Source organism: Paenibacillus sp. BC26 (genome assembly GCF_900116125.1).
GTDB lineage: Bacteria > Bacillota > Bacilli > Paenibacillales > Paenibacillaceae > Paenibacillus_Z > Paenibacillus_Z lignilyticus.
In genome coordinates this window covers 963,279-988,988 of the sequence record NZ_FPAD01000001.1, presented here as the reverse complement: position 1 = coordinate 988,988, position 25,710 = coordinate 963,279, and the positions used below count along the sequence as shown (strand labels likewise).

The following is a 25,710-nucleotide window of genomic DNA, read 5'->3' as shown; positions in this document are numbered from 1 at the left end:
CTTGTCGAAGTGGTCAACACCTTTTGCATGTTCATTTGATTCGCCGGCGCCCGGCCTATGTCTATGCATCAAGGACAAAACTTTAACGGTTGCCATCGTGGCTATTTGATGCAAATATGCCAATTTGAAAGGCTAACGGTTGTGACAGACGTTATTTGCAGCAATTGGCTCGATTCCCGGTGGTAAACGTTTAAATAAGCTCGCTGGCAACCGTTAGCTTCGTAAAAGAGCAAAATCAAACCAAATAACCGCTCTCACAACCGTTAGAGTTGGAATGTAATCAGCGATCAGCGCGGAGGTACAGAATTAAAAGAAGATTGTCCTCGTGCCGGGTCCGAAGCGATAACCAGACGTTATATCAAACATCGGAGTCTGCCCGCCCTAACAAAAAAGCGTCCACAAGTGGACGCTTATCTTTGATTTATCTACGCTTTCGGAGACTGGCCCGCTTCAAGGAGACGGCGTTTGGCTTCCTCATAAACCTCTGCCGAGAGCACGCCTTTCTGCGCAATCTTAATGTTTTCCGTCAGATGCTCCGGACTCTTGGTCCCGACGATCGTTGTCGTCAAGTCGGGGTGACTTAACGTAAAGCGCAGCAAGAACGCCGTGCGGCTTTCGCCCTCGTCCAACAACTCGTCCAGCTTGGCCTTTTCCCAGGCAGCCCACTTATCACCATTGCCCAGGCCTACGCCAGGTTCACCGCGTCCAACTCCTCCGCGGATGATGGTTCCGGCGCCTGAATGGGCTGCAGCTGAAATCACGTTTTCGTGGTCTCGCTCTAATGCAGAGTAAGGGATTTGGAAGCTGTCGAATACGCCGGTTTCGATGTATTTCGTGATATGGGGAAGCGTTGAAGATACTCCGATCCACCGCACTTTGCCCGTGGCTTGAATTTCCTTCAACACATCGATTAATTGTCCTTCATCGGTTTGTTCAATGGTAGGATTATGAAGCTGCATGAGGTCGATGTAGTCGGTTTTCATTCTTCTTAAGCTGACATCCACATTACGCAATAAATTATCTCTTGTCCATACATGAGGCGTCTCGTCATGATCGCCTGCATCGACGACCGTACAGCCGCATTTGGTAGCTAAGAAATATTCGCTGCGCCGATGGCTGATAAACCGTCCGATGTATTCCTCACTTCGTCCGTAATCATAAGCGGTATCAATAAAGTTGATCCCGGCATCCAGCACGGCACCAAGGATCCGCTCCGCGTCGGAATCCGTAACGGGACGGCCGCCCCAGATCCGGGGTCCGCGAATTTCCATTGCACCGAAACCCAGTGAGGTCACTTCCAGTCCGGTACGTCCCAATTGTCGTTTTTGCATCCATTTTCACTCCATTTCTGATTGTTATACAGATCGGATGATGTGCTCTGGATCACGCCTTGCATGGTGTTTTTCGTTCACGAATGTCTGTCCTAAACGTCCCATTACTAAGAATATAAACAACAATGCCGAAATTGAATAGTACGCACTTTAACTTCAGTAGGTTCCCTTAGGGTTAGTGGCACCTACCCAAGCTTCGAAATAAATAAAGCCCACGAAACTAATCGTGGGCTCCGAGAGCAGCCTATCCAAATAGATTGGACAGATCATCTGCATATAAACTAACCACTCCGGCAGCTATCAATAGGTTTAACAGAGCCGGGAATAATTTGGCGAATGGATGTTTGACTCTAAGATGCGCAATCAGGGCTACGATCATCATAACGCCGACCAATATTCCTGCCAATGCGGCATAGCCCGCTGACCAGTAGCCGATAATGAGTCCAACGCATGCAGCAATTTGAACGATGCCCGTAATGACGCGGAACCACTGGGGAAGTCTCACCGAATCAAATAGGTCGACTTGATGCTGGGCTCCCGCCAGCTTGCTTCCGCCGAAGAATGCCATGGAGAACAGCAGCCAGCTTTGAAGAATAATGGCTAGTATATGCACGTTAATTCCACTTCCTTTATTCGATTTATAATCGGACACCAATAAGTGTCCTAATTTATAATATAACACCTTTAGGTGTCCTGTAAAGCATTTATTAGCAGCCATGCGCTCCTAAAGAAAACCACGCCCAATGGACGTGGTTGAATCGTTATAGAGCTGAACCCTTATCCGGATCCTGCCAGACATTAAATTTGTTCCCATCCGGGTCATTAAACTTAAACTGAAGGCCGCATCCGCCCAGATCAACGATCGGTTCTACATGGGTTCCGCTCTTTCGAAGGGACGCGTGAAGAGCAATAATATCATCGGTCTCGAAGGTGAGCGAAAACATTTCGTAATTGTCGCCTTCCCAATCATCCGTCACAAAGTTTGCGTTTTTATTGCTCTTGGACTCGAGAAGAAACAACCATTGACCATTGCCAAGGATAAGAATCCCGCCATCGTTTCTTGGTGTGCGATTATCGCTAATATGCTTTAACCCGAGGTATTTCATATACCACGCTAATGCTTTTTGCAAATCGGAAACCGGCAAATAGTTATGGGATACTCGTTTCAGAAGCGGTTTAACCGCTTGCTCTTCCTTCTCTTTCATTTTCAACAATTCCTCATTCATGCTCATCATCCTCCAATTGATTATTCAATAAATAGACGAACGCCAATTCGAAAATCCGTCATTCCATTTGAAAATTATTGGGATTGATAGATGCCAAAGCGATTGTTGTCCGGATCGTGGAAGAAAAAGTGTTCGCCCGTCATTACATTTTCTATTTCGCCAACTTGAATGCCATTTTTCTTAAGTCGATCATACACGTCCGTAATATGATCCACCTCAAAGGACAATACGGGCATATTCGCGTCGTCGATTCTGTCTATGGGTTTGAATGGCAATAAGTACAGGATTTGTCCCGATGGGAGGATGAGATCGCCATTCCGATCCGGAAACAAGCCAAATTGCTCAACAAACCAGTTTGCGGTCCGCGTCTTGTCGGATACGGGGATGTAAAAATGGCCTGCCCTTTTTATTATATTAGAAGTTACCTTGGATTTCATCGTCTGTACCGGATAATGATTCCTTAATCCATCGAAGTAAACCTCCATCAATTCTTGCTTTAACAGCTTCCGCGTTCTTCGATGGCAGCTTTCGACCGCACTGATCGACATATTAAGAAATTTCCCTATACTCTCCATGGAAAACCCGCTTATATGAAATAAAACCATAATGATTCGGTTACGTTCATCCAGACCGTTTAATGCTTTCCAGACCTCCGTTTGGATTTCCCGCTTCTCCACGATCTCTTCGAATGAAAGTGAATGGTCTAGGCCAGCCGCCCCTTCAAGCGCTTGTTGAGACTTGTCTAGTTTTCTCTTCACATCCAGGCTTTGCCGATAGGTAATCGCGTATAGCCAACTCCCAACCTTTGCAGCATCCTTTAGCGCATGCAATTGAAAGTAAGCCTTCACCAACGATTCCTGAACGATATCTTGTGCCATATGGAAATCACCGATGACGCCGTATGCAACCGAGCAAAGTGCATTGGAATACTTCTCTACCAATGAAGCAAATGCCTGGACATCCCCTTCAACGGTTGCCGACACAAGCTCTTCATCATTTCGTATATAAATCCCCCCTTGCTCTCCGGCATAAAGTAGTTCCATAGGCAAGGATCATAATCCTTCTAAGCACAAAAAAGACATTGCCCTTAAGTGGACAACGTCTTATCTGCTTACCCTTTTACCGCGCCAACGGTAATTCCTTTAACGAAAAATTTCTGGAAGAATGGATAGATCACCATAATCGGTAAAACGCCGAGCACCGCAACGGCCATTTTGATCGCTGTTGAAGGTAGACTTGCGGACAAGCTGCTGCCCATTCCGGTTGAAGCGCTGCTCATCAGGAATTGAACGTCCAGCAGCATTTTATTGAGAAGAACCTGAATGCTAAACAGATCAGCGTCCGTGACATAATAGAGGCCGTTCAGCCAATCATTCCAATAGGACAAGCCTACGAGCAACCCCAAGGTCGCCATGATCGGCAAAGACATCGGAAGAACCACATTTAGTAAGATTTTGGACTCGCTTCCCCCGTCTATTTTTGCGGCTTCTATGACTTCGTCGGGGATGTTCGTCGTGAAGTAGGTACGCATCATAATGATGTTAAACGCCGTGAGCAGCATGCCCGGAACGATCAATGCCCATATCGTATTTTTAATTTCGAAATATTGCGTCCACATCATATACGACGGTACCAGCCCTCCGCTGAACAACATCGTAAAGAAAATAAAGAACGAGAAAACGTTTCTTCCGGGTAAATCCTTTCTCGATAACGGATACGCCATCAAGGTCGTTAATAGGATATTCGTTACCGTGCCGAGTATCGTTACGAACGCGGTGACCTTATAGGCGTTTACGATGGAGTTCGAATCCTGCAACAGAAACTTATACGCCGAGAAATTAAATGCCGACGGAATAAACGAATACCCGTTTTGAATCAGCATCTTCTCATCCGTAATGGATGAAACGAGCAGAAGCACGAATGGGAGCAAGCAAAATAACGCTAGCAGAATCATCATGAGATGCGCGAAAAGCTGAAATCCTTTATTATTGTCAACCAAGTTGATTCACTCCGTTCCGCTAAAACAAGGCGCTGTCTTGATCTATTTTTTTGACAACATAATTGGCTGCGATTACGAGGACGAATCCCACAATGGATTGATAAAACCCGGCTGCCGATGCCATCCCTACATTGTTGAGTTTCGTTAATCCCCGATACACGTAAGTATCAATGGTGTTCGTAACGTCGATCAAAGCGCCGCTATTCATCGGAACCTGGTAGAATAACCCGAAGTCAGAATAAAAGATTTTACTGATACTCATTAATGTCAGGATGATGATAATGGATTTAAGTCCGGGGAGCGTAATATGCTTCATCTGTTTCCAACGGCTCGCCCCGTCGATCACCGCGGCTTCGTAATAAGACTTGTCGATGCCGACCAGCGTCGCATAATAAATAATGCAGCTATACCCAAAGGACTTCCAGATGCTTACGATAACGATGATATAGGGCCAGTATTTTGCCGTCGAATACCAAGAAATTGGATTCAAGCCGCGCGGCTCCAAAATACTGTTATTGATAAAGCCCGATTCCGAGCTCAGAAAAGCGAACACCAGATAGCTCACGACAACGATCGAAATTAAATGGGGAAGCAGAATGACCGTTTGATAAGACTTCCGCGCCGCATTTTGACTAATCTGATTGAGTAACATGGCGACGCCTACCGAAATAACGGTCCCCAATACGATAAAGACTACATTGTACAGAATCGTATTTCGGGTTATCGTCCATGCCTCATTCGTCTTGAACAGAAATTCGAAGTTTTTGAACCCGACCCAAGGGCTGTCCCAGATCCCGATCTGATAGTTGATCTTCTTGAAGGCAATCACAAGACCGCTCATCGGGATGTAGTTATTGATCAAGATATAGATACATCCCGGAATGAGCATCAAATAGAGCGGAATAAACATTTTGAATCTATCTATCTTTTTTTTGGTGAGCAGTAACATGGCACCCTCCGCTTATCCTCTATCCGCCGAATAGGTCAAGATCTATTATTTATTCGCCGCGAGCCATGCATCCAGCTGCTTTTGTTTTTCTGCGATAATTTTGTCTACGCCGGCAGTCTTTAATTCTTCTAAGTACTTAGGCAGCGTCTTCTCAGGATCCAAGGTACCCGATTCCAAAGCCAGAGCGAATTTCGCGTCAACGTTGCTTACCATCGTAATTTCATTCGCCACGCTTTCAGCATTGAAACGGAAACCTTTCGCCGGAGATTGGTGTGCGGAGCTGTTATACTGTTGCAGATAGTCCCATTTATCCTCAGGCTCGCCTTTCCAGATATAGGCGATCGAAGCGTTAGGCGTTGCCCATGGCAGAGACATCCAGCCCGTATTCCCTCCGTCTACACCTTGCGGATAGTCGATTATGCCCTTCGCTTCATCCACCATCACGTAGTTACGATCTTTGACGCCATAGACAAGCAAGTTTGAAATATCCGCATTCGTGTGCACCAGATTCAAGAACTCGATCGCTTTTTCCGGATTTTCACTGCTGCTTGCAAGCGACCATCCCATTCCGGAAACGTGCCCCGTAATCGAGAACGGCTTCGTCAGTTCAATGACGGTGAATGGTTTGCCTACTTGCTTTGCGATGTCATCGACGTTGCCCGGATTCAATCCGCTGAAGCCCCCCATCACTTTGCCGGCTTTGAGCAGGCTGATTCTGCTTTCGGAGTTGTTGGCTGCGTCCGGCATGACCAGACCGCTGGTCGACCACTTGTACATATGGTTGACGAAGTCTTTATAGCTGTCCGTTTCGATCATGTTAACCACTTTCGTGCTTTCTCCCAATCCGTCGATAACCCCTGAGCCCGTGCCTAGATTATCTTCCGTGCCCGGACGATAGACGTTCGTGAAATCAAGCCCGATCGGATACATCTCGGGATGCAATTTTTTCGCTTTCGTCATGATTGCCTCAAGCTGGTCATAGGTTTTCACTTCTTCAGGCTTGAAGCCAACTTCGTCGGCAATTTCTTTCAGCATAATATAGCCGTAATTCGTCGCTTTTTCTTTTGCGGTCGGGATTGCGTAGATTTCATTGTTAATTGATACTGCGCGACGATCGCCTTCGCTCAAGTTTTTCAGAATGTCTTGTCCATGGCCTTCAAGCAGTTTCGTCATCGGCAAAATTTGACCGCTGCTCGAGAGCGAGCTGATATCCAGGGCGAACGTAACGAACAGATCCATCTTTTCACCGGACGACAACGACAGGTTAGCCTGTTGTTGGAACGACCCGAAACCGACTCTTGTGATGTTGACGTCCGCATTGATGAGCGGTTTCGTAATTTCACTGATTTCATCCTCTACGGCTTGAACGTCTTCCTCCTTGCCGTCGCCTACCATCAAGAGATCAACCGTGTATGGTTTCTCCGCGACCGCGTTTTGGGACGGCTTGGCGTTCTCGCCGCCTGATGTGTTGTTGGTGCCGTTGTTGCTACCGCAAGCAGTAAACAATGCAGTCGACAAAGCCAATACCGAAAGTAACGTGAACATCTTTTTCTGTTTCATTGCTGCAGACTCCCCTCGAAACCTTAGTATGTGATGAAGCTGTATTCATCTTAAATAAAATACAGGTTCTCTCTCTACCGATCTTGTTACGTTTATTATCACTTTTAATCCTAGCCTGCACCGAAGCAATGGCCATTGTTGTAAATGTATCTTTTCGCTGTTCAATTTGTAACTTCAAAGCGAATACCCTCTCGCGCGCCAGCAAGCATGCGGAGGGTATTCCTTTGCTTTCACTATTGCCCGCGATCCTCGGCGGGCGTGACGTTATACGTCTTCTTGTACACCTGAGAGAAATGGGAGAAGTTCGCGTAACCGACCTTCATCGCGATAATGCTGATCGGCAGCTTGGTGGATTTGAGCATGGCTTGTGCCAGCTTCATCTTCTCCGTCACGATAAATTCCTTCAGAGACGTACCCGTCTCAGATTTAAATAATCGGGACAAGTAATTCGGATTCAAATAAACTTCCCTGGCAATATCCGTGCGCCGGATATCTTGATCGATATGATCGCGGATGTACTGGATAATAAGATCGACTTGATTTTTCATTTCTTCTTCTGATTCGGGAAACAGCTTGAAAAACTTCGTCGTATAGGCAATCAATTCTTTCATATCGTCCACGTTCGAATAAGAGTTTAACCATTTCTCGAGACGGTGCTCGTCTTGGAAAATGCGATCAAGCGGAATATCTCTCGTCTCCGCGGTCGTATATAGCATCTGCATAAACTGCTGGTAGAACCGCTTTAGAAATTCAGCGTCGATTTTCCCGTCGATCGCCAGTTGATTCAATAATGCACAGGCTTGGTCGTGAACGACTTCCGTATCGCCTTGCTCAAGCAATTTGCTCCACATTCTCACGTTCGGAATCGAATAGGAAACGGTCTGTTGTTCGATTCGATCCTTCAAATGAAACACTTTGCTCGCGAATGACACATTGTTCTGCATCATCTCGAGCAGCTGTCCTGCCTGCTCGGGCGCTTCCGAAACGACGATTCTGTCGCCGGTATAACAGGCGATGTCGCAGCCGTAATAAGCATGGTAGACCTCGATCAATTTATTCAACTGCCGCAAAACGCCCTCTTGATCGATCAGCTGCCGCTCGGGGGAATACACGAGCAACAACAATTTTTCGTCTTCGATTTGGGCGACCAGCACCTGCTGGCCGTATCGCGCGAACAGCTCCGTTACGATATTGCCGATCGTAAATTTCAACATCCCATTGCGCCAGGATTCCATCGTCTCCTTCAAACGAAAGACATTCATCGTCACGAGGTAGACTTGATCTTGCGGATCCAGCGAAACCTGAATTTGGCTAAGTTCCTTGATGAAGCTTGCCGAATCTTTACTTTTGCGGAATATCCAATCCTTAAAAATATTATCCAGCAGTATCTCTTTGTTTTGCTGAAACATCTTACCATAAGCGTAATACTTTTTCGTTTCGTTCTTCTGAATGATCTTTTGAATGGCGTTTCGGATCGTGCTTTCGATTGTTTCATACCTCGCGGGTTGGAGAATATAATCGAATCCCCCCAGCTGCATCGCCGTCTTCGCGTATGTAAAATCGGCGTGCGCCGTTAAAAAAATGCATTCGATATCGATCTTCCGATCCCGTGTCCACTGGTATAAACTCAGCCCGGTTTCAGCCGGCATTTCAATATCGCACAGCATGATATCGATGGGGCGGCTGCTTAGAATTTCGCGCGCTTCGAAAGCATTATAAGCTTTCAGCACGTCCTTTACGCCGATTTTCGCCCAGTCGATTCCGAAGAACAAGCCATCTACCACTTGCGTCTGATCGTCTACGATGAGTACGTTCACGTGGAAACTCTCCCTTTCTCTTCATCCGAATGATACGGAATAAATATATCGATGCAAGCACCGCCTGAAGTGCTGAATAAAAACGTGCACTTATTCTGATAAATCACATTGCATCTTCGGATCACGTTCAATATGCCGACATGGTCCTTCGAAGAAGACGGATTCGGATCATTCAACAGGACAAGCATCTCATCAGAGAACCCGGCTCCGTTATCCATGACCGTAATGTTAACGAATTTATCTTCATTCGTTTCAAGCAGAGCAGCTTTGATCGAAATGATTAACGGGCCATGGATGGAAACGGCATGTTTAACGGCATTCTCTACAAACGTCAATATCGAAATCGGCGGAATCCGAAAATCCTTTAACCGGCCGTCTACGTTCGTTTTGCAAATCAATTTACGAGAAGCGCTCATCTGCTGTAATTGCATATAGTTCTCTACGCTTACGATTTCATCCGCGAGCGGGACCAAGGAAGAGTTCTCTTGGAACATATATCTTAAATGCCGCGACAGTAAGAGGATCATTTCCTGTATTTGATCGTATTTCTTCTGTTCCGCGATCCCGAACAAGTTTTTAAGCACATTCAAGTAGAAATGCGGTTTAATCTGAATTTGCAAAAATTGCAGCTCCGCCTGCTGCTTCTTCATCTCTTTCTCATAGCTTTCGATTTTCAAATCTTTGATTTCCGTCATCATTTCATTGAAGGTACTGCTCATTTGCCTAAATTCGTTGACGCCGGAGCTTGTACTCATGGTCGCATTCACATGCCCGTTTTTGATTTGTTTCATCGTGGCCATCATTCTCTTCAGCGGTTTAAAGTAAGAACGCTCCAATAACAGGAACGAAATAAACATCAGCAATAAGATGAACACGGAGCCGACCAAGAAAGCGATTTGGACCGTGTCCAGATTGAACAGGAAACCTCGATACGGCATGATATAAATATAATTTAATTTGGCAGAAGCCGAGTAGTTCTGCACAATAAAATACTTTTGGGGACTGCCGGAAATATAATGGGTTTCATTATGCTTTCGAATTGCTATTCCCTTGTCCTGAATCGTAGCGATGGAAGTCAGCGGCACACCCTCTTGTGTGGCGAAGGCGAAGAAACTGTCTCCTTGCTTTTGACTGAAATGCTGCGGCATGATCATGTCATTGAAATCGATCATACAAACCGTAAATGTATCCCGGGATCCTAATATACGGAACAAATAATAGCTGCCGTTGATTTCTTGCGGGAACCACCCCCGCGACCGATAGTTTTCTTTCGTTTGAAGGACGGCTTTCAAAAAACTTTCGGTACCCTCTCGTACGTCATGGGAATAGTTATGACGATACGTTTTATAAAAGAGGTTATTCGGCTTGGAATAAACGAACATGCCCCCGATAATTTCATTCGTCTGAAAATAGCCCTGGTATTTCTTCATCATGTCTTGCGCATAAAATTGCAAATCTATCGGATCCTGTTTAAACATTAATTTCATAAAACTGGTGTCGCTCGATACTAAATTCGACATATAGGTATCCGCATTGCTTAGATTTTTTTCGAACGCGTTCTGATACAGCATAATGGAATTCCGATTCGTTTGTTCAATTTTGTTATTTAATACGTTGACTACATAAATATTGTAAATGGTTAGCAGCAGTACAAGCGGGATAACAAAAATCATCATGATAAACACAACTTGCTTCTTTGAAGACAAACTCCATTTCACAGCCAACATCATCTCACCGTCTTATCTCCATTATGTCCCACAACTACAGCAAGTCTGATTATAGCATCTTATCAAAAACGACCTCTCAAAACGACGTGCGATTCCGCCTCGAACTAACTAGGCCATTCTCCCTACCGATATAATCCCCTGCTCCCTTGTCACCCGTCATTATACAAAATTATCCTTTAATAATAGAAATATAGCCCTATCCTAAATTTACTAATAATCTTATTCTGAAATAGATACATAAACCATATTGGGAGGTTCATTTACAATGAAAAAGAGACTTCTGGTCCCAGCGCTTAGCGTAGTACTTGCGTCGACAACGGTCTTAAGTTCAGCTGGTGCGGCAACAAAATCCGACACCATCGTGATCAGACATACGCAATTGGGCGAGGCGAAACAACAACGTTTCAATATCCTTAAAGATGTCTTGAGCAGGGTTTCAAAAGAAGTTCCCGGCGTGAAATACAAACTGGACGGCGTAGATTCGGACGTCAACCGCAAAGAGAAATTACGTTCCGAGATGGTCGTTAACAAAGCGCCTGCAATCTTCGATCTGTTCGGAGGAGCGGATACGCAGCTTTACGTTGAAGCAAACAGACTGCTGGATCTTACGCCGATTCTGAAAGAGCTCGGCTTGTCTAATAAGTTTATTTCCTTGGACGAATTTAAAGTGAACGGCAAAATATACGGTCTGCCAATCGGCGGCTACCAAGAAGGTTATTTCTACAATAAAGAGTACTTTAAAGCCAAAGGTCTGAAAACTCCTAAAACATTGGCAGAACTTGAGACATTAGCTGCAACGATCAAAAAAGACGGCAAAACGCCTTTCGCGCAAGCATCCAAAGCCGCATGGGTACCGTTAATGACAGCCAACACCCTGTGGGCCCGTTATGCAGGTCCGGACATTACGAATGGCTTCACTACCGGTAAAACGAAATGGAACAGCGCGCCAATGGTGGCAGCCTTTACGAAGTACCAAGATTGGGTGAAAAAAGGCTACTTTAAACAAGGCGAACTCGGTTTGGATTATGCCGAACAACGCAACCAACTCATTCGTGGCGAGGCTATTATGATGTATGACGGTTCGTGGGCTTCCAGCGTATTCGCGGATCCTAAACAAGCCGGAGATTTGACTAACAAAGTGGGCTACTTCCCATTGCCGTCGGTAGCCGGTGGCAAAGGCAGCCAAACAGCCGTTAACGGTGGTTTCTCCAACGGTTACGGTTTCTCCGCCAAAGTTAAAAACGACAAAAAACAATTAGCGTTTGTTAAATCGTTCATCAAGAACATGTACAATGATGAAATGCAAATTCGCGGGCTTGAAGCAGACGGCGTCCTGCCTTCGATGAAAGTAAACAGCACGAAATTGGCTAAAGCCAAAGCTTCCAACCTCGTAAAAGAAATTATCGAAGTAGGCAACAAAGCAAGCGGCGCGTTCCCGGCATTTGACTCCTTGGTTCAGCCTGATGTCAATACGGCGCTTAGCGAGGGCATTCAAAAACTAATCGGCCTCAAAATTACACCTAAGGCCATGCTGGACGGCGTGCAAAAAGCACAAAATGCAGCAAACAACGACGATTTCTAAATGATAGAAGCAAGGAAAGTACCACCCGCCTCAGAGTGGGTGGTGCTTTTTTTATAACAACGCTTCATGCAGCCAATGTCTGATTATCGCGGAGGAAACGATGAATAAAACCTTAAGAAACCCTTGGACGTATGTCCTGTTTTTACTGCCTCTCCTTCTACTCTATCTCTTATTCTTCATTTATCCGATGATTTCTGCTTTCACTACGGGCTTCATGAAATGGAACGGTCTTACCGAAGCCAAGTTTAATGGACTGACAAACTTTAAGCATGCGTTTGGAGACGTATTATTCTGGGACTCCGTTCTCAATAACGGGAAATTCATTCTGTTCTCGGTTTTCGTGCAGGTGCCTCTCATTATCTTCTTCTCGCTCTTAATCAGTAACGTAAAGAAACTCAAGGGTTTATATAAAACGGCCGTATTCGTCCCTTCCGTCATGTCCACTGCGGTCATCGGAATCTTGTGGAGTTTCATCTACGAACCGGACATCGGCTTGTTCAATCAAATTTTGACTAAAATCGGATTACAGCCTGTCATGTGGTTATCCGACACCAGTTGGGCTATGTTTTCGATCTTGATAACCAATGCGTGGCAGTGGACGGGATTCTACGTCGTGATGGTCCTTGCCGCCATATTATCCATTCCAAGAGAAATTGATGAAGCCGCAATTGTCGACGGGGCCAGCGCTTGGACCCGCGCAACCCGAATTACGGTGCCTCTTATTATGCCTATCATTTCCGTAGTGATCATGCTTTCCATCTCAGGTGCGATGAAAGCGGCAGATATCATCATTGTAATGACCGATGGCGGCCCGGGCGGGGTAACGGATGTCATGGCAACCTATCTCATTAAATACGGAATCACGAACGCGAAATACGGATATGGCAACTCCATCGGGGTGTTGATTTTCATTTTCTCTCTCATTCTTACAGCGCTGTACCAATTTTTAGTTGCCAGAAGAGTCGAAAGGGTCGAATACTAATGACGATAACACTAAGATCAGTGAAGAAAAGTATCCCGCATATTATTTTATTAGGTTATTTAGTCGTGACCCTTTACCCGTTTCTATTCGTTCTCTTCTCGTCCATAAAGTCGGATAATCAGGCGATTGCAAGCAATCCGTTCGGCTTCCCTTCCGCGTTTCATTTTGAAAATTACTATGAAGCCTGGGTGAATGCGAAAATCAGCGTTTACTTCCTTAATAGCTTGTATATCGCTACGCTGTGTTCCATCGCGACGATTATCTTCTCCTCTATGGGAGCATTTGCGATTACACGGATGCGTTATAAGAAAATGAGCAAAGGATTATACCAATTCATCCTGATCGGCTTGCTCATTCCGAGCGGCGCGTTACTTCTGCCTATTTTCATCTTATTGAATAAGTTGGTAATCTTTGGTCAACCTGTGCTAGGCACCCATATGGCACTCATCCTCCCTTACACCGCCGGGGCGATCCCATTTACGGTTATCATCTTGTCGGCGTTTATGAAATCGATCCCGAGTGAAATCGAAGAAGCCTCTGTCATGGATGGTTTGAGTGCAAAAGGGATATTCGCCAAAATCATTATGCCGATCACAGTTCCGGCGTTGGTAACCGTATTTATCATCAACTTCATCGGAAACTGGAACGAGTTTCTAATGGCGAACTTCTTCATCTCCACCGATGAATTGCGAACGCTGCCGGTTGGAATGGTCGGTTTCCGCGATATCTATAACACGAATTACGCTCAAATGTCGGCGGGAATCGTATACAGCATCGTGCCGGTCATGATCATTTACGCCGTCCTTCAGAAGCAAATTATTGAAGGTTTAACCGCCGGTGGCGTTAAAGGGTGATTGATCCCGATAGACAAGAATGCTCCTATAGAAGAAGCCCTGCAGCCTGTTAGGCTGCAGGGCTTCTTTTTTTATTTTACACTTCTGAAGTCAGTTGATAGGAAGCTACTTTTAGTTGCTGCGAGCATATTTCGTCATACGATTGGTCGATTATCATAAATTTGCAGGAATAATCAGGGAAGTAAAAATCCCTTGCGTCCGCAGCCTACGACCGTAATGTCCCGATATAATAATCGCAGCCTAGCTTTCAAATAAAACCGCATGCTGACCAGCGCCGTAGATCCCGTCCCCGCAAAGGACCATGGCGCCCTTCGGCACGTCGATCATCACATGCATGGCTTCGAGTTGTTCAGGCCGACGCTCCGCGCGAACGGTCAGTACTCCGAATGCCGTCGGAACGGAGCCTTCCGCCCACATCATCCCTTCGGGAAGCAGAGGCTTAATCCTTACCAGCCCATTGGCGGCTTTGAGGGGGCGGATTCCGAGAATGACATGAATAAACGCGTATACCGGCATGCTGCCCCATGCGTGGGACGCGGAACTGAAAGCAATTGCGCCTGACTCGTTCTCGTAGAACAACTCCCACCACTCCCAGACCGAAGTGGCGCCTGCATCGATCATTTTGCCATACCGCTCCCTCACAAGCTCCAGCAGCCGCTCCTCTCGATGCAGCTTGAGCAGCGCCCGGAAAACGACCATCATAAAGAACGGACTGGCCTTGATCGCTTGCGCATCTGCTTCCGGAGCGAAGACGGCACTGTAAATGGCAGCGCTGCGTTCGTCTTCCGCCTCGTGCAGCAGCACCAGGCCCAGCGCATTGCACGACTCGCTATAGAAGTCGCTAAGCGCGCCGGCTACGCGGCAATCGGCGTAAGCACCGATTGCCGGATTCCATAAGTCATGCCGAATGCGATCAGCCAAGCGGCTGCATGCCGTTTTATAGTGCGTTTCGGCCTCCGTGTCTCTCAACTGTTCGGCGTATATCGCCGCGGATTGCATCGCTTCAAGATAAAGCAGGTTGAGCGAGGTTACGATCCCCCCGCGCTCGACATCGGGCCATCTGCCCCGAGGAGCTTCCCCGGCATCGATGTAAGCCCAGTAGGGCACATCTTCCAGCAACCCCTGATCATTCTCAAACCCGGAAAACCAGCGAAGTGCCTGAATGATGTTCGGCCACCATTCTGTAAGCAGGCCGTCGTTGCCGTATGCGCTCACGTACTCCCCGAAGGAATTGATCCAATGCAGGCAGAACGAGGGGATCGGCGGATAGTTATGGTGTCCGTCCGGATATCGCTGGGCTGTCATGCCCTGCCAATCTTGGGATTGACCGATCTGCTCGAGAAGCTTGCGATGAAGCCTTCCGTCTCCGGAATATATCGTTTGGTAGAGCGCCTGCCAGCGTCCGTCTCCCATCCACTGCTGCTGCTCGCGGCTTGGCGAGTCGACGAAAGCGTCCTGCATGCAGATGCGAATGGTGTGTTCGGCGATCTCCCATACCTGCTGCAGCCTTTGGTCGCTGCACCGGAAGACGGCCGGCTGCTCTACCGGGTAGCGACGCGTCCGGATTCCGACGCGATGCAGGCAGATTGGCCGAGAATCGGCATGCCGGATTCTGAGTTGCACGAACCGGCAAGCCTTCCAGCCGAACCGCACTTCCAACTGCTGGCGGCCCTCCGCGAGAATGAATCTATCCATGGAACGGTTATTGTTCAGGTTCAGGTATGCCTTGCCCTCCCACAGCTCCTCCGCATATACGACATCCACGATCGTTCCCGCAGTTCCGGTCACCTCGAGCTGCAGATAACCCGGTTCGATTCGGCCGAAGTCATACGTCAATACCTCATCTTCTTCGGAGCTGCCTCCCCGGGATGAAACGTTATAAGGAACGGAAGATCCCTCTTCTTCCGCAATCACAATGCCCTTCGTTTCCTCGATCATATCCACGTGCAGCCGTCCGGTCGGCGCCGGAAGCCGGCTTACCGAGCCACGGCTTGCCAGCCTGACCGCGTCCAGCTCCTTCTCTTCCAATAACGGAATCGGTCTTGCAAGGAAATTCCAGAACGGCGACAAGCCGATGCCCCGCATCTTCGCGCTCTGCCAGTCAGTCTCCGAGAATTCAGACAGCTGCCAGCCTTGAAGCTCGCGTCCGGCGTCATAGACCTCCACCGGTCCCTGGCAGCCGTTCACCCGGGGAGCTTCGGCATCGTAAGCGTCCGATTTCCGGCAGGACCATGAGGAATCGGTTCCGATGACAATCGGCGCGTTCCCGGGAACGTCTGTCCTCAGCTCCGCGGCCAGTGCGGGAATACGGTCGATCGACTGACCGGTCCCATAGCCGTAATACAAGACTATAACGGCAAGCACGTTTCGTCCCGGCCGGAGCAGACCCGTAACGTCGAGCTCGTCCACGTACTGCCAGCGAGGATCGCTTCGGCAAGGTCCCCTGCCCGCATATACGCCGTTTACGTAAAGCATGTATTTGGAATCGGCAAAAATGTTCAGCGTCCCCGTCGCCGCCCCGTTCTCCGGCAGCTCGAAGCATCTGCGGAAATAACAATAGGATTGCATGGGATGCTCATAGTGAGTTTCGACCTCGTCCGGATGCCAGATAATTCCCGTTTGCGGCCCCCATGCCAGGTTATCGGGCCGCTTACGGGCAAAGCGCGATACTGTCATGCAAATTCCCTCGCTTTCTATAATGTTTTGCTGCGAATTCCGGCCAAGGCACCGCGCTCGTCCGCGATGTCCGAATGACCGCGATATCCGTCCGCGATTTCGTTTAAATGATCTCCTTAATAAAACAGGATGCCAAGCGGCTGGCGCTTCGCATCCTGTCTGAATGACAGCTTATCCCTGCTTCGCAAGGAAGGCGTCGATTTGGCTTTGCAATTCCGTTTGGATTTTGTCGATGCCGGCTGCTTTCAGCTGTTTCTGAAGCGTCTCCAGACCTTTGGCCGTATCCGGAATGAGTCCGTATTCCAGCGGCACGCCATAACGCATCATGACGTTGCCTACGTTTGTCACTTCGTTCAATACCTTCGATTTGTCGAAGACGAACGTTTCCAGCGGGTAGTGGTAGACTTGGTCTGCCCACTTCTTCTCGATGTCTTGGGCCGCTTGCGGATAGTTTGTATCCACGCGATTCAGTGGGGAGTTCCAAGCCCAATTGGAGAAGCTGTTGAAGTCGTTGTACTTGTCCGTTTTGGTGAATTGATTGTCGCCGACCGGCTCGTAGTTCGTACCGGCGATGCCGTACATGATCAGGTCATGAAGCGGTTTGTCGTATTGCAGCAAGTCTAGGACCATAAGTGCGCGTTCCGGATTTTGAGAAGTCGCATGCACAGCGATACCGTTTTGGGTCGAGATCGCAGCGGATTTCTTGCTGCCCGGCGTAAGGTCGGCCAACGTGACTTTCCATTCCGGATGAGCCTTGTTGACTTGGGCCTGAATGCCGCCGAGTGCCGTCACGTTATGGGACATCACGGCTACCTTGCCCGCTTTGAAATCGTCTCCCGTGTTGCTCTTGTTCGTCAGAACGTTGCGCGACCAGCCGCCGTTGTCGGCAAGCTCCTTGTAGTACGACAGCAAGTCTTTGAATTCCGGCGTGTCATAGAGGTTGAACACTTGGCCTTTTGGATCGTCGAATTTATACGCAAGCGGCGCATCGCCAAGAATGCTCCATCCGTTCTTCTGCTGCAGAAGCAGCTTATCCAGATTATGCAATTTGGTATCGCTGGATTCGATCCCGTACGGCGTAATGCCTTTCTCGTTCTTCGCGACCGCTTCCAGGTATGCTTTAAACGTCTCCGGACTGTCGATCGGCTGCAGGTTGTATTTCTCGCGCAGATCGTCGCGGTACAGAATCAGCTTGTCCGTGAACTCTTTGCTTTGGTTTTGCGGTACCATGTACACTTTGCCGTTGATGCGCGCTTGATCCCATTTCACCTTCGGCATCGCAGCCCATGTCAGCGGCATGTATGTGGACAGCAAGTCGTCCGTTAGCTCAAGGAAGCCGCCTTTATTCGCTTGGTCGGTGTAATTAGCCCAGTTGGAGGTATAAATTAGATCGAAATCCTCGCCTGCCGCGAATTTAAGCGGATACTTCTGACCCCAGTCCGACCAGTCCAGGAACTCGGCATCGATGGTCGCATTGACTTTTTCTTTCAGCTGCTTGTTGATCTCTCCGAACACTTGGTCGTAGTCGGCCGGTTTGGGCCCGAGCATGACCATCTTCAGCTCGACCGCTTTGGACGTGTCGATGGCATCGTCCGCAGCTTGCTTGTTCGCCGCGTTGCTGTTGCCGTTCCCGCTTCCGCTGCCGGAATTGTTCGCCGCCGAATTGGTATTCGAACCGTTGTTGCTCTGACCGCAGGCGCTGAGTATCATCGACGCCGCCAGTACGCTGGTCAATACGAGACCCAGCTTTTTCTTCTTCATCATGTTGATTTCCCCCTTACTTGGATGAAAAACAGTATAATAAATCGGGCTTCCCCGAATTTATCCTTTGACCGCACCGATCGTCAGGCCTTGCACGAAATATTTCTGGATGAACGGATAAGCGAACAGGATCGGACCGCAGGCGACGACCGTCATCGCCATTTTCAAGCTTTCGCCGGGAATAGTCGCGGAAATGTCCGTCCCCGAGCTGAGCATGGCCTTGCGCATGCCCTCCAGATTGCCGAGCATCTGATACAAGTAATATTGCAAAGGCATCAGCTTGTCGTCCGAGATAAAGAGCAGCGCGCTGTACCAATCGTTCCAATGGCCCAGCGCGAGGAACAGTCCCACGGTTGCCAGCGCCGGCTTGGAAAGCGGAAGAATCAGGCTGATAAAAATGCGGAAATCGCCGGCACCGTCGATCTTGGCCGATTCCGAAATCGCATCCGGAATGCCGGCGAGGAACGCCCGCATGACCATGATATAGAAGACATTGACAAGCGTAGGTATGATTAGCGCGGCAAGCGTGTTCTTCATATCCAGGTAGTTCACGATCAACAAGTACCACGGTACGAGTCCGCCGCTGAACAGCGTGGTGAAGAAGAAATAGAATGCGAAATGATTGCGCCACTTAAAATCCTTGCGGCAGAGCACGTAAGCCGTCATTGCGGTCAGGAATAAGCCGAGGGCCGTTCCAATGGCGGTGACGACGAGCGTCACCCCATATGCCCGTATGATATCGTCGGGATATTCGAAGAGCATCCGATAGGCTTCCCCGGAAAATACCTTCGGAATCAGCCCGAAGCCGTTCATGCGAATCGTGTTTTCATCGGTTAGCGACGACGACAGGATGATCACGAACGGAACGACGCAGATGAACGCCATAACCCCCAACATCACGTAGCCAATGAGCGACAGAAGAAGCCGGTCCTTCTGGCTGCCGCTTCGCACGCTCAGTCCATGCATAGGTTTGTCCCCTCCCTGTTTAGAATAATGCGCGATCCTTGTCGTATTTGCGCACCGCGTAATTAACGGACAAGATGGTCACGAAGCCAAGTACCGACTGATAAACGCCGGCTGCCGAAGACATGCCGAAATCGTTGGTGTCCATGAGAAGCCGGAAGACAAAGGTATCGATGACGTCCGTCGCCGAGAACAACATGCCGTTATTGCCGATCATGTTATAGAACATGCCGAAGTCTCCGCGGAAAATATTGCCCACCGCCAACAGCGCGAGGATGATGAAGGTCGGGATTAAATTCGGAACGGTTACCTTCATAATGCGTTGGAAAACGTTCGCGCCGTCCATCTCGGCCGCTTCGTACATCTCCGTATCGATGCTCGTAATGGCGGCCAAGTACATCACTGTGCCGTAGCCAAGCAGCTTCCACGTATGGAAGAATACGAGGATATAGGGCCAATAGGCCGGCGTATTGTAGATGTCGATGCGTTCCATTCCAACCGAAGCCAGTACGTTGTTGATTGCACCGACATCATAACTGAAGAAATTGTATGCGATCGAGCCGACTACGACCCACGAAATGAAATACGGAAGGAACAGCGCCGATTGAATGATTTTGCGGAACCATTTGCCTCCGACTTCGAACAGCAGAACGGCTGCCGCGATCTGCAGCAGGTTCCCAAGCACCAAGAAACCGATGTTGTATAACGCCGTATTCCGCGTGACGCGCCAAGCATCGCCGGATTGGAAGAAGAATTTAAAATTGTCGAGCCCCACCCAAGGGCTTCCGAACACGCCGCCGGTGTATTTGAACTGCTTGAATGCGATCACAATCCCGGCCATCGGAACGTACGAAAATAGCAAGACCAACAACACGGCCGGCGAGATCATGATCAGCATCGTTCGATACTTCGCGACGTCGCGCCAGAAGGAATGCCGTTTCTCTGTCATCATGCCTCTACTCCTTTCTTATCTACTGGACTCATTATAAGAAAGAGACAGGATTCGACATAAGTAAGCGGGGCAACTATAACTAAACGAATTCAACGATGGACTTCATTTTATTTATTTTTCCGATATTCACCCGGCCACCCTGATGCCTCCTTTAGCTTTGATTGCCGGGATAACTCGTATCTTCCCGCAGATCCGATCCTTCCGTCTGAATGGGAAGCAGCAGCCGGACGGTCGTCCCTCCGCCGTACACGCTGGCAATTTGCACGCCGTATTCGGGACCGTAACGAAGCTTGATCCGTTCCTCCACGTTCTTCAGCCCATAGGTGTTCGACTGTGCTGCGCCGCAAAGCAGCCGGTCCACCTTATCCGGACGCATGCCGATGCCGGAGTCGATAATTTTCAGTTCCAAATCGTTCCCGACCCGCTTGGCCGTCAGACGTATCGTGATCGTCTCTCCAAACCAAGCATGTTTGAATATGTTCTCGACGAACGGCTGCATGAGCAGTTTAATGATTTTCACATCTTTGACCTCAGGCTCCATGTCCACGTATACCTGAAAGGCGTCGGCATATTTGACTCGCTGAATATCGAGGTAAGCCGACACTTGCTCCAGTTCATTTTCGAGCGGAATGATCACTTGACCGTTATTGAGCGTTAACCGGTAAAATCTCGACAGCAGCTTCACGGTTTCGGTGACTTCCTTCTTCTTGCCGAGATTATTCAGGCTGCTGATCGTCGACAGCGTATTATACAAAAAATGGGGATTGATTTGGGCTTGCAGCGCTTCAAGCTCCGCCTGCTTCCGATGAATGCCTTGCAAATACACATCTTGAATCAACGTCTGGATGCTGGCCGCCATGCTGTTGAACGAATGGGCGATCAGCCCGAATTCGTCATTGCCGTTCGCTTCGAGCCTGCGATCCAGCTTGCCGTCCTGAAAAGCGCGGATGAGCGAGACGATTCGCTTCATCCTTCGACCCGACAAGGCCGCCACGGCGAATCCGATGCCCGCCATGACGGCGAAGCTTAATGCGCAGATCAAACCGAGCGTCCGCTGAAGCTTCTTCGCATCCTTGCTCAAGTACTCGCGAGGCACTTGCACCTCGATGGAGAACGGCGTCTCCGCCGCCTCCTCACGCAAGTTCAAATAGGCCTTTCCGGCCGCTTTGGGTAACGCGGAATCGCGTTCGTACATCGCCTTGCCGGTGGCGCGGTCAATGACGCGGATGCCCATGCCCTGCTCTTTCGGATATTTGGTCAGATTGCCGATCAGGCTGTCAATGTTGACGGTAATTCGGATATAACCGATCGCAGTACGATAATCGCCGAATGAGACCAGCTTGCGAAATAGCGAAAGGTTGCCCAGCTCTTTGTCCGAATCGGCTTGAATCCAGATGGTCTTATCCGTAGCGGAAGCCTGCAGCTGCTGAAACCATTGGCGATTCTTCAGGACATCATACGATTGCACCAAGAATTCGCTTTTCGTGATCGGACTTGCGGCATTCGATCTGCCCGCTTCCCCGATTAGCGGGTTCACGGCGTACAGCGTCAGACGGATGGGACTTCCGAACAGCTCAAGCGGCGCTTGCAGCTCCGGAAAAATGTCGTCGATCATCGTGTAATACATGCTTAGCCGGTCTCCCTGGCGCTGCAAGGCTCGCTGAAACGCCAAATTGCCGAATAATTGATCGGAAATGCGCCGAATTTCGGTCATTCGGTAATCGACGTTATTCCTGGTCTGCTCGAGTGCCGCCCGGATGCCGGACTCAGCCACCTCCGTACGCGACTTGACGAGCATCCCGTACGAAACGTAGCCGATCGCGAAGTCCGTGACGAGCACGAGCAAGAGGTATGAAATCATCATTTTGTACGTGAACGGCAAATAATTGCGAATGGATAAGAAACGCGCCATAAGGACACCCAGTCTCGTAAGGGGTTGCCCGGGTTCCGTTGAACCGACGGAAACACCGGGGAAAAGAGAGAAAATACCATGCGTTTATCATTGGGAATCTTGCAAGAAAATATTTCGCACGTTCAGTGTAGATCAACAAGGCTTGCGTTGAACACGTATCATTGCAACGAAATCTAAACCGAATCAACGACATCAGCTTGAAATCCCTAGACAGCAAAAATACCGCTTAGATCGCTCTAAGCGGTATTGCAGCTTCACTTATTTTGCGGTCTTCTTAGACTCTCCCGCGCCTTTGGCTCCTCCGAAACGATTTCCGCCCGGCATGTCTTTCCCCATATTGCCCAGCTTCGACATATCGACAGCTGATGCGTCGATCAGCTTACCGGAGTCCGCTTTTTGGCCTTCAGTCGTAGTCGGAATTTCGCCGTTCAGCTGACCTTGAATACTTTCAGCTCGCAACGTTCCAAGTTCAGTCAACTCGGTAATAGCCTGCTTATACGCCTCGTAAGTCGTAAAGGAGCTTGGGTCATTCTTCACATGATCCGCAATGAGTTTATCGAGGTTGGCAACCGTTTGTTCGAATTTCCCGTTCGCAAAATAGTCATCCATCATTTGTTGTAAATAAGCATGATACTTTTCTTTATATTCCGGAACCTCCAACAGCTTGCCAAGCAGTGGACGATCTTTAAGACTGACACCCGATACAGGCGTGTCAATGGCAAGATTGACGACATCCGCTGCGGCGCCTCCCTGGAAGCTGCCGAACGCTAAATTGTAATCCCAAGGCAAGATGCTGATCTGTCCGTCATTCTCGTACAAATAATAGTTGTGACCCATGGTGGATGTGTAGCTATCCGAGTTGACGACAACCGTGTGAGCTGCAAAATATTTCAATACCGCATCAACATCCACATAAGTGTCCAAATCTGTGCCTTCATTTAAATGCTTAAGGGCCGTAATGACTCGCTTATGATCCTCTTCGGTTGTTTTTGTTTCAGCATTGTCAAAAATGGCGGAATAGCTGCTTATGGCATCATCGGTATACGCCAGAGAAACGCCTTTCTGTGCGCCATTCATGCCTCCCGGGAAACCCCGCCCGCCTTTTTCACCAGTAGGGAGCTGCATGTCTGCAGGAGGTTCCATGCCTTCAGGAAGCTGCATGTCTGCCGGCGGCTGCATATTCTCAGGCGCTTCGCCGTTAGCCGACGCTCCCCCTCCGCCAAATCCACCCATATTGCCCATGTTCCCATCGTTGTTAGGTTTGTAAAGCTCGCCTTCGCCTTCTTTCGTTCTGTCGAGATAAGCGCTGTCCAGCACCTCAACAGCCAGATAGAAGCCCCATGCCTTCCCATTTACCCGGATATCCGCAAATGCGTTCAACGGTGCATCAACGCCGATCGTGCTCATAATGTCGTAGCTTAGGTATTCCTTCATATAGCTGTTATCGGCATCCATGTTATTCACGACGATTTCATCAAGTCCAAGCCAGGTTTGATCGTCTACATACTCATCAAACTTTATTTTAAAGCTGAATCGGTCTGTTTTATCGTTGTTTACGATTTTCATTAAACTGGAATTGCCCTTCGGGCGAATGCCTACATTTTTGACCGTTGTGCCGTTAATGGTAACATCAGCGGAGATATATTCCTCTTCCGATGCTTTATCCAGCATGTCTTGCCATTTGGCTTCATCCACGTTTATGGAAAAGGACATAATTTGGGTTTTGTCCATCTCCTTCACATAGCCAAGCGTATTCGATTGCGTACCTGTTGTTTCCGATACCGATGCAGCGGCAGCATTAGTCGTTTCATTCACTGTCTTAGCTGTATTTAGATTCTCACCTTCACTGCAAGCTGATACGGTCAACGCCATGCACAATACAACAGCGGCCAGATTCCTTTTCGATTTCAATCGTTGTTTCATCGTAGTTCATCCCTTTCAAGAATAATTTAGTTATCCGTGCTTCCGCCGGGAACTATCGTTAACGAAAGATCCAAATTGCCGTTTCGGCACCGAATCGCATCAAGAAACGCCTTCTGGTTAATGGAATCGTCAAGCGTTACGTTATAGACCAGCTCGTATAAGCTGCCAAGCTCGGTCGTTCGAACCTTCCTGAGTTCATATCCAACGCCAAATTGCTCGAACACTTCGGCGAAAGCCTCTTCGTATCCCAAATTCTCCGGGATGGTCACTTTAAGCAACTTCTGCGTCTTCTTGTTCACCGCAAAATTAAACCGGTTCAGCAGCACCATCAGCAGGCACAGGATCACCGTAAACAATACAGCGTAACCAAGCGCCCCGACTCCGCATGCAAGTCCCGCAGCCATCGTAAACAGCACATACGCGATGTCCCGCGGATCGCCCGGCGCGCTTCTGAAGCGGATAATGGAGAAAGCCCCCGCAAGACTGAATGCTCTTGCAATGTTGTTGCCGATCAAGAGAATAATCATCGCGACGATAACGGGCAAAATAATCATCGTTAAGGTGAAATTTTGAGAATAACCCGTCGGGTTCGTTTTCATATATGTGATACTGATGAGGCCTCCGAGCACAATAGCTATGACAACGGTCACGATGGCGCTCGAGAAGCTCAAGGTCGTGCTCGTTAGCGTTTCATTAAACAAAGAATCAAGCATGCAAGACACTCTCTCTTTCTGGAATAGTGGTGGATTTCATCCTTTTTTTGTACTCATTCCCGTATTTGGAGAAGCTCATCCGGTACAGACCGTGCTTGGAAAGCAATTGGGACAGCCAGAGCGGAATCGTCTTCTCTGCTTTGACTTCCATCAGCCACTTGCCATCTTCGACGAGCGGCTCCCCAAAATCGCCTTGCTCCATATTGAGCGCATATCGCCGGCTTCTGATATTCGTATCGAACGTAATTCGTAAATCACGGCTTTCTCTGGAGAACAGCGCTTTGCGCTCATAAGCCAAATACACTTTCGGCTGTAAGTCATACCGCCTAAGCAAGTACCCAATCTCCTCAAGCACCTGTTTATTCATGTAAGCGCTATACTCAGGCACAATGCCGGTGCGGACAAACTCATACGCCTCGTGAAGCTTCAGTGCCGTTCTTCTTTTGTTCACCAATCCGAATACCTTCTTCTTAATTTCCAAGTACACCTTTGTTTCTTCATTCGGTATGCCGTAAGCACGCAAGCGAAGCTTCTCCTTGTACTTCGGCTTCGCCAGGCTGTTGCGAATCAGCGAATCATGCTCCGTGTCAAAATATAGATTTGTAATGGAATAAAATTCGTGCTTCTTGTTGTAATCGTCAAGCTCCATAAAGGCAAGCAAATCGTGATAAAATAGTCGGTATGCAGCATCATCGAGCAAATATTTGTTCTCATAACGGTTAAATACTTCAATGGCCATCTATCGTTCCTCCTTTACAATTCGTTAATATCGTTTCGCATGAC

Annotated in this window: 20 protein-coding genes; 3 read left to right on the top strand and 17 right to left on the bottom strand. The window is 48.5% G+C overall.

Features of this window, described 5'->3' with window-relative positions:
- Positions 1-425: 425 nt before the first annotated feature.
- From BM412_RS04160 to BM412_RS04120, 9 genes are all read right to left on the bottom strand, one after another.
- Complete coding sequence (locus BM412_RS04160) at positions 426-1,331, bottom strand: aldo/keto reductase (RefSeq protein ID WP_091214309.1); 906 nt, start codon at positions 1,329-1,331, stop codon at positions 426-428.
- Between the two features lie 244 nt (positions 1,332-1,575).
- Complete coding sequence (locus BM412_RS04155) at positions 1,576-2,013, bottom strand: DoxX family protein (protein WP_256256109.1); 438 nt, start codon at positions 2,011-2,013, stop codon at positions 1,576-1,578.
- Positions 2,014-2,092: 79 nt separating this feature from the next.
- The gene (locus tag BM412_RS04150; protein WP_091214307.1) at positions 2,093-2,557 is read right to left on the bottom strand and encodes a VOC family protein; all 465 of its coding nucleotides are present in this window, start codon (positions 2,555-2,557) and stop codon (positions 2,093-2,095) included.
- Between the two features lie 74 nt (positions 2,558-2,631).
- Complete coding sequence (locus BM412_RS04145; RefSeq protein WP_143111562.1) at positions 2,632-3,600, bottom strand: sigma-70 family RNA polymerase sigma factor; 969 nt, start codon at positions 3,598-3,600, stop codon at positions 2,632-2,634.
- 68 nt (positions 3,601-3,668) lie between these two features.
- Positions 3,669-4,514, bottom strand: a complete 846-nt coding sequence (locus BM412_RS04140; RefSeq protein ID WP_091220166.1) for a carbohydrate ABC transporter permease — start codon at positions 4,512-4,514, stop codon at positions 3,669-3,671.
- 61 nt (positions 4,515-4,575) lie between these two features.
- Positions 4,576-5,466, bottom strand: coding sequence for an ABC transporter permease (locus BM412_RS04135; protein ID WP_256256108.1), 891 nt, complete (start codon positions 5,464-5,466; stop codon positions 4,576-4,578).
- An 84-nt stretch (positions 5,467-5,550) separates the two neighbouring features.
- A complete protein-coding gene (locus BM412_RS04130; RefSeq protein WP_091214298.1) occupies positions 5,551-7,065 on the bottom strand; it encodes an ABC transporter substrate-binding protein in 1,515 nt (504 codons plus the stop codon).
- 233 nt (positions 7,066-7,298) lie between these two features.
- A complete protein-coding gene (locus tag BM412_RS04125; protein ID WP_091214296.1) occupies positions 7,299-8,882 on the bottom strand; it encodes a helix-turn-helix domain-containing protein in 1,584 nt (527 codons plus the stop codon).
- Complete coding sequence (locus tag BM412_RS04120; RefSeq protein WP_177245653.1) at positions 8,879-10,588, bottom strand: sensor histidine kinase; 1,710 nt, start codon at positions 10,586-10,588, stop codon at positions 8,879-8,881. Before BM412_RS04120 ends, BM412_RS04125 begins: the two co-directional genes overlap by 4 nt.
- Before the next feature lie 286 nt (positions 10,589-10,874).
- Between BM412_RS04120 and BM412_RS04115 the strand changes: the two genes are divergently transcribed.
- The 3 genes from BM412_RS04115 (at position 10,875) to BM412_RS04105 (ending at position 14,027) form a co-directional block, all read left to right on the top strand.
- On the top strand, positions 10,875-12,191 hold the full coding sequence (locus BM412_RS04115) for a type 2 periplasmic-binding domain-containing protein (RefSeq protein WP_091214291.1): 1,317 nt from the start codon (positions 10,875-10,877) through the stop codon (positions 12,189-12,191).
- A gap of 100 nt (positions 12,192-12,291) precedes the next feature.
- Positions 12,292-13,173, top strand: coding sequence for a carbohydrate ABC transporter permease (locus BM412_RS04110; RefSeq protein WP_091214288.1), 882 nt, complete (start codon positions 12,292-12,294; stop codon positions 13,171-13,173).
- Positions 13,173-14,027, top strand: a complete 855-nt coding sequence (locus BM412_RS04105; RefSeq protein WP_091214285.1) for a carbohydrate ABC transporter permease — start codon at positions 13,173-13,175, stop codon at positions 14,025-14,027. The genes BM412_RS04110 and BM412_RS04105 overlap by 1 nt, the downstream gene beginning before the upstream one ends.
- 240 nt (positions 14,028-14,267) lie before the next feature.
- Here the strand turns inward: BM412_RS04105 and BM412_RS04100 are convergent, their stop codons facing one another.
- The 8 genes from BM412_RS04100 to BM412_RS04065 form a co-directional block, all read right to left on the bottom strand.
- On the bottom strand, positions 14,268-16,703 hold the full coding sequence (locus tag BM412_RS04100) for a family 78 glycoside hydrolase catalytic domain (RefSeq protein ID WP_091214282.1): 2,436 nt from the start codon (positions 16,701-16,703) through the stop codon (positions 14,268-14,270).
- A 171-nt stretch (positions 16,704-16,874) separates the two neighbouring features.
- Positions 16,875-18,467: an ABC transporter substrate-binding protein gene (locus tag BM412_RS04095; RefSeq protein ID WP_091214279.1), complete on the bottom strand. Its 1,593-nt coding sequence runs from the start codon at positions 18,465-18,467 to the stop codon at positions 16,875-16,877.
- Between the two features lie 57 nt (positions 18,468-18,524).
- Positions 18,525-19,430: a carbohydrate ABC transporter permease gene (locus BM412_RS04090; RefSeq protein WP_091214276.1), complete on the bottom strand. Its 906-nt coding sequence runs from the start codon at positions 19,428-19,430 to the stop codon at positions 18,525-18,527.
- A gap of 19 nt (positions 19,431-19,449) precedes the next feature.
- A complete protein-coding gene (locus tag BM412_RS04085; protein ID WP_091214274.1) occupies positions 19,450-20,376 on the bottom strand; it encodes an ABC transporter permease in 927 nt (308 codons plus the stop codon).
- Between the two features lie 154 nt (positions 20,377-20,530).
- Complete coding sequence (locus BM412_RS04080; RefSeq protein WP_091214271.1) at positions 20,531-22,291, bottom strand: sensor histidine kinase; 1,761 nt, start codon at positions 22,289-22,291, stop codon at positions 20,531-20,533.
- A 258-nt stretch (positions 22,292-22,549) separates the two neighbouring features.
- A complete protein-coding gene (locus BM412_RS04075; protein ID WP_218163119.1) occupies positions 22,550-24,214 on the bottom strand; it encodes a CotH kinase family protein in 1,665 nt (554 codons plus the stop codon).
- 26 nt (positions 24,215-24,240) lie between these two features.
- Positions 24,241-24,927, bottom strand: a complete 687-nt coding sequence (locus BM412_RS04070) for a DUF4956 domain-containing protein (protein ID WP_091214268.1) — start codon at positions 24,925-24,927, stop codon at positions 24,241-24,243.
- Positions 24,920-25,666: a polyphosphate polymerase domain-containing protein gene (locus BM412_RS04065; protein ID WP_091214266.1), complete on the bottom strand. Its 747-nt coding sequence runs from the start codon at positions 25,664-25,666 to the stop codon at positions 24,920-24,922. The genes BM412_RS04070 and BM412_RS04065 overlap by 8 nt, the downstream gene beginning before the upstream one ends.
- Positions 25,667-25,710 lie beyond the last annotated feature (44 nt).

What these genes read in the sequence shown, in the direction of transcription:
- BM412_RS04160 (WP_091214309.1), bottom strand. Translation starts at nt 1,331, where the DNA reads ATGCAAAAACGACAATTGGGACGTACCGGACTGGAAGTGACCTCACTG.
- BM412_RS04150 (WP_091214307.1), bottom strand. Translation starts at nt 2,557, where the DNA reads ATGAATGAGGAATTGTTGAAAATGAAAGAGAAGGAAGAGCAAGCGGTT.
- BM412_RS04145 (WP_143111562.1), bottom strand. Translation starts at nt 3,600, where the DNA reads ATGGAACTACTTTATGCCGGAGAGCAAGGGGGGATTTATATACGAAAT.
- BM412_RS04140 (WP_091220166.1), bottom strand. Translation starts at nt 4,514, where the DNA reads ATGATGATTCTGCTAGCGTTATTTTGCTTGCTCCCATTCGTGCTTCTG.
- BM412_RS04135 (WP_256256108.1), bottom strand. Translation starts at nt 5,466, where the DNA reads ATGTTTATTCCGCTCTATTTGATGCTCATTCCGGGATGTATCTATATC.
- BM412_RS04130 (WP_091214298.1), bottom strand. Translation starts at nt 7,065, where the DNA reads ATGAAACAGAAAAAGATGTTCACGTTACTTTCGGTATTGGCTTTGTCG.
- BM412_RS04115 (WP_091214291.1), top strand. Translation starts at nt 10,875, where the DNA reads ATGAAAAAGAGACTTCTGGTCCCAGCGCTTAGCGTAGTACTTGCGTCG.
- BM412_RS04110 (WP_091214288.1), top strand. Translation starts at nt 12,292, where the DNA reads ATGAATAAAACCTTAAGAAACCCTTGGACGTATGTCCTGTTTTTACTG.
- BM412_RS04105 (WP_091214285.1), top strand. Translation starts at nt 13,173, where the DNA reads ATGACGATAACACTAAGATCAGTGAAGAAAAGTATCCCGCATATTATT.
- BM412_RS04100 (WP_091214282.1), bottom strand. Translation starts at nt 16,703, where the DNA reads ATGACAGTATCGCGCTTTGCCCGTAAGCGGCCCGATAACCTGGCATGG.
- BM412_RS04095 (WP_091214279.1), bottom strand. Translation starts at nt 18,467, where the DNA reads ATGATGAAGAAGAAAAAGCTGGGTCTCGTATTGACCAGCGTACTGGCG.
- BM412_RS04090 (WP_091214276.1), bottom strand. Translation starts at nt 19,430, where the DNA reads ATGCATGGACTGAGCGTGCGAAGCGGCAGCCAGAAGGACCGGCTTCTT.
- BM412_RS04085 (WP_091214274.1), bottom strand. Translation starts at nt 20,376, where the DNA reads ATGACAGAGAAACGGCATTCCTTCTGGCGCGACGTCGCGAAGTATCGA.
- BM412_RS04080 (WP_091214271.1), bottom strand. Translation starts at nt 22,291, where the DNA reads ATGGCGCGTTTCTTATCCATTCGCAATTATTTGCCGTTCACGTACAAA.
- BM412_RS04075 (WP_218163119.1), bottom strand. Translation starts at nt 24,214, where the DNA reads ATGAAACAACGATTGAAATCGAAAAGGAATCTGGCCGCTGTTGTATTG.
- BM412_RS04070 (WP_091214268.1), bottom strand. Translation starts at nt 24,927, where the DNA reads ATGCTTGATTCTTTGTTTAATGAAACGCTAACGAGCACGACCTTGAGC.
- BM412_RS04065 (WP_091214266.1), bottom strand. Translation starts at nt 25,666, where the DNA reads ATGGCCATTGAAGTATTTAACCGTTATGAGAACAAATATTTGCTCGAT.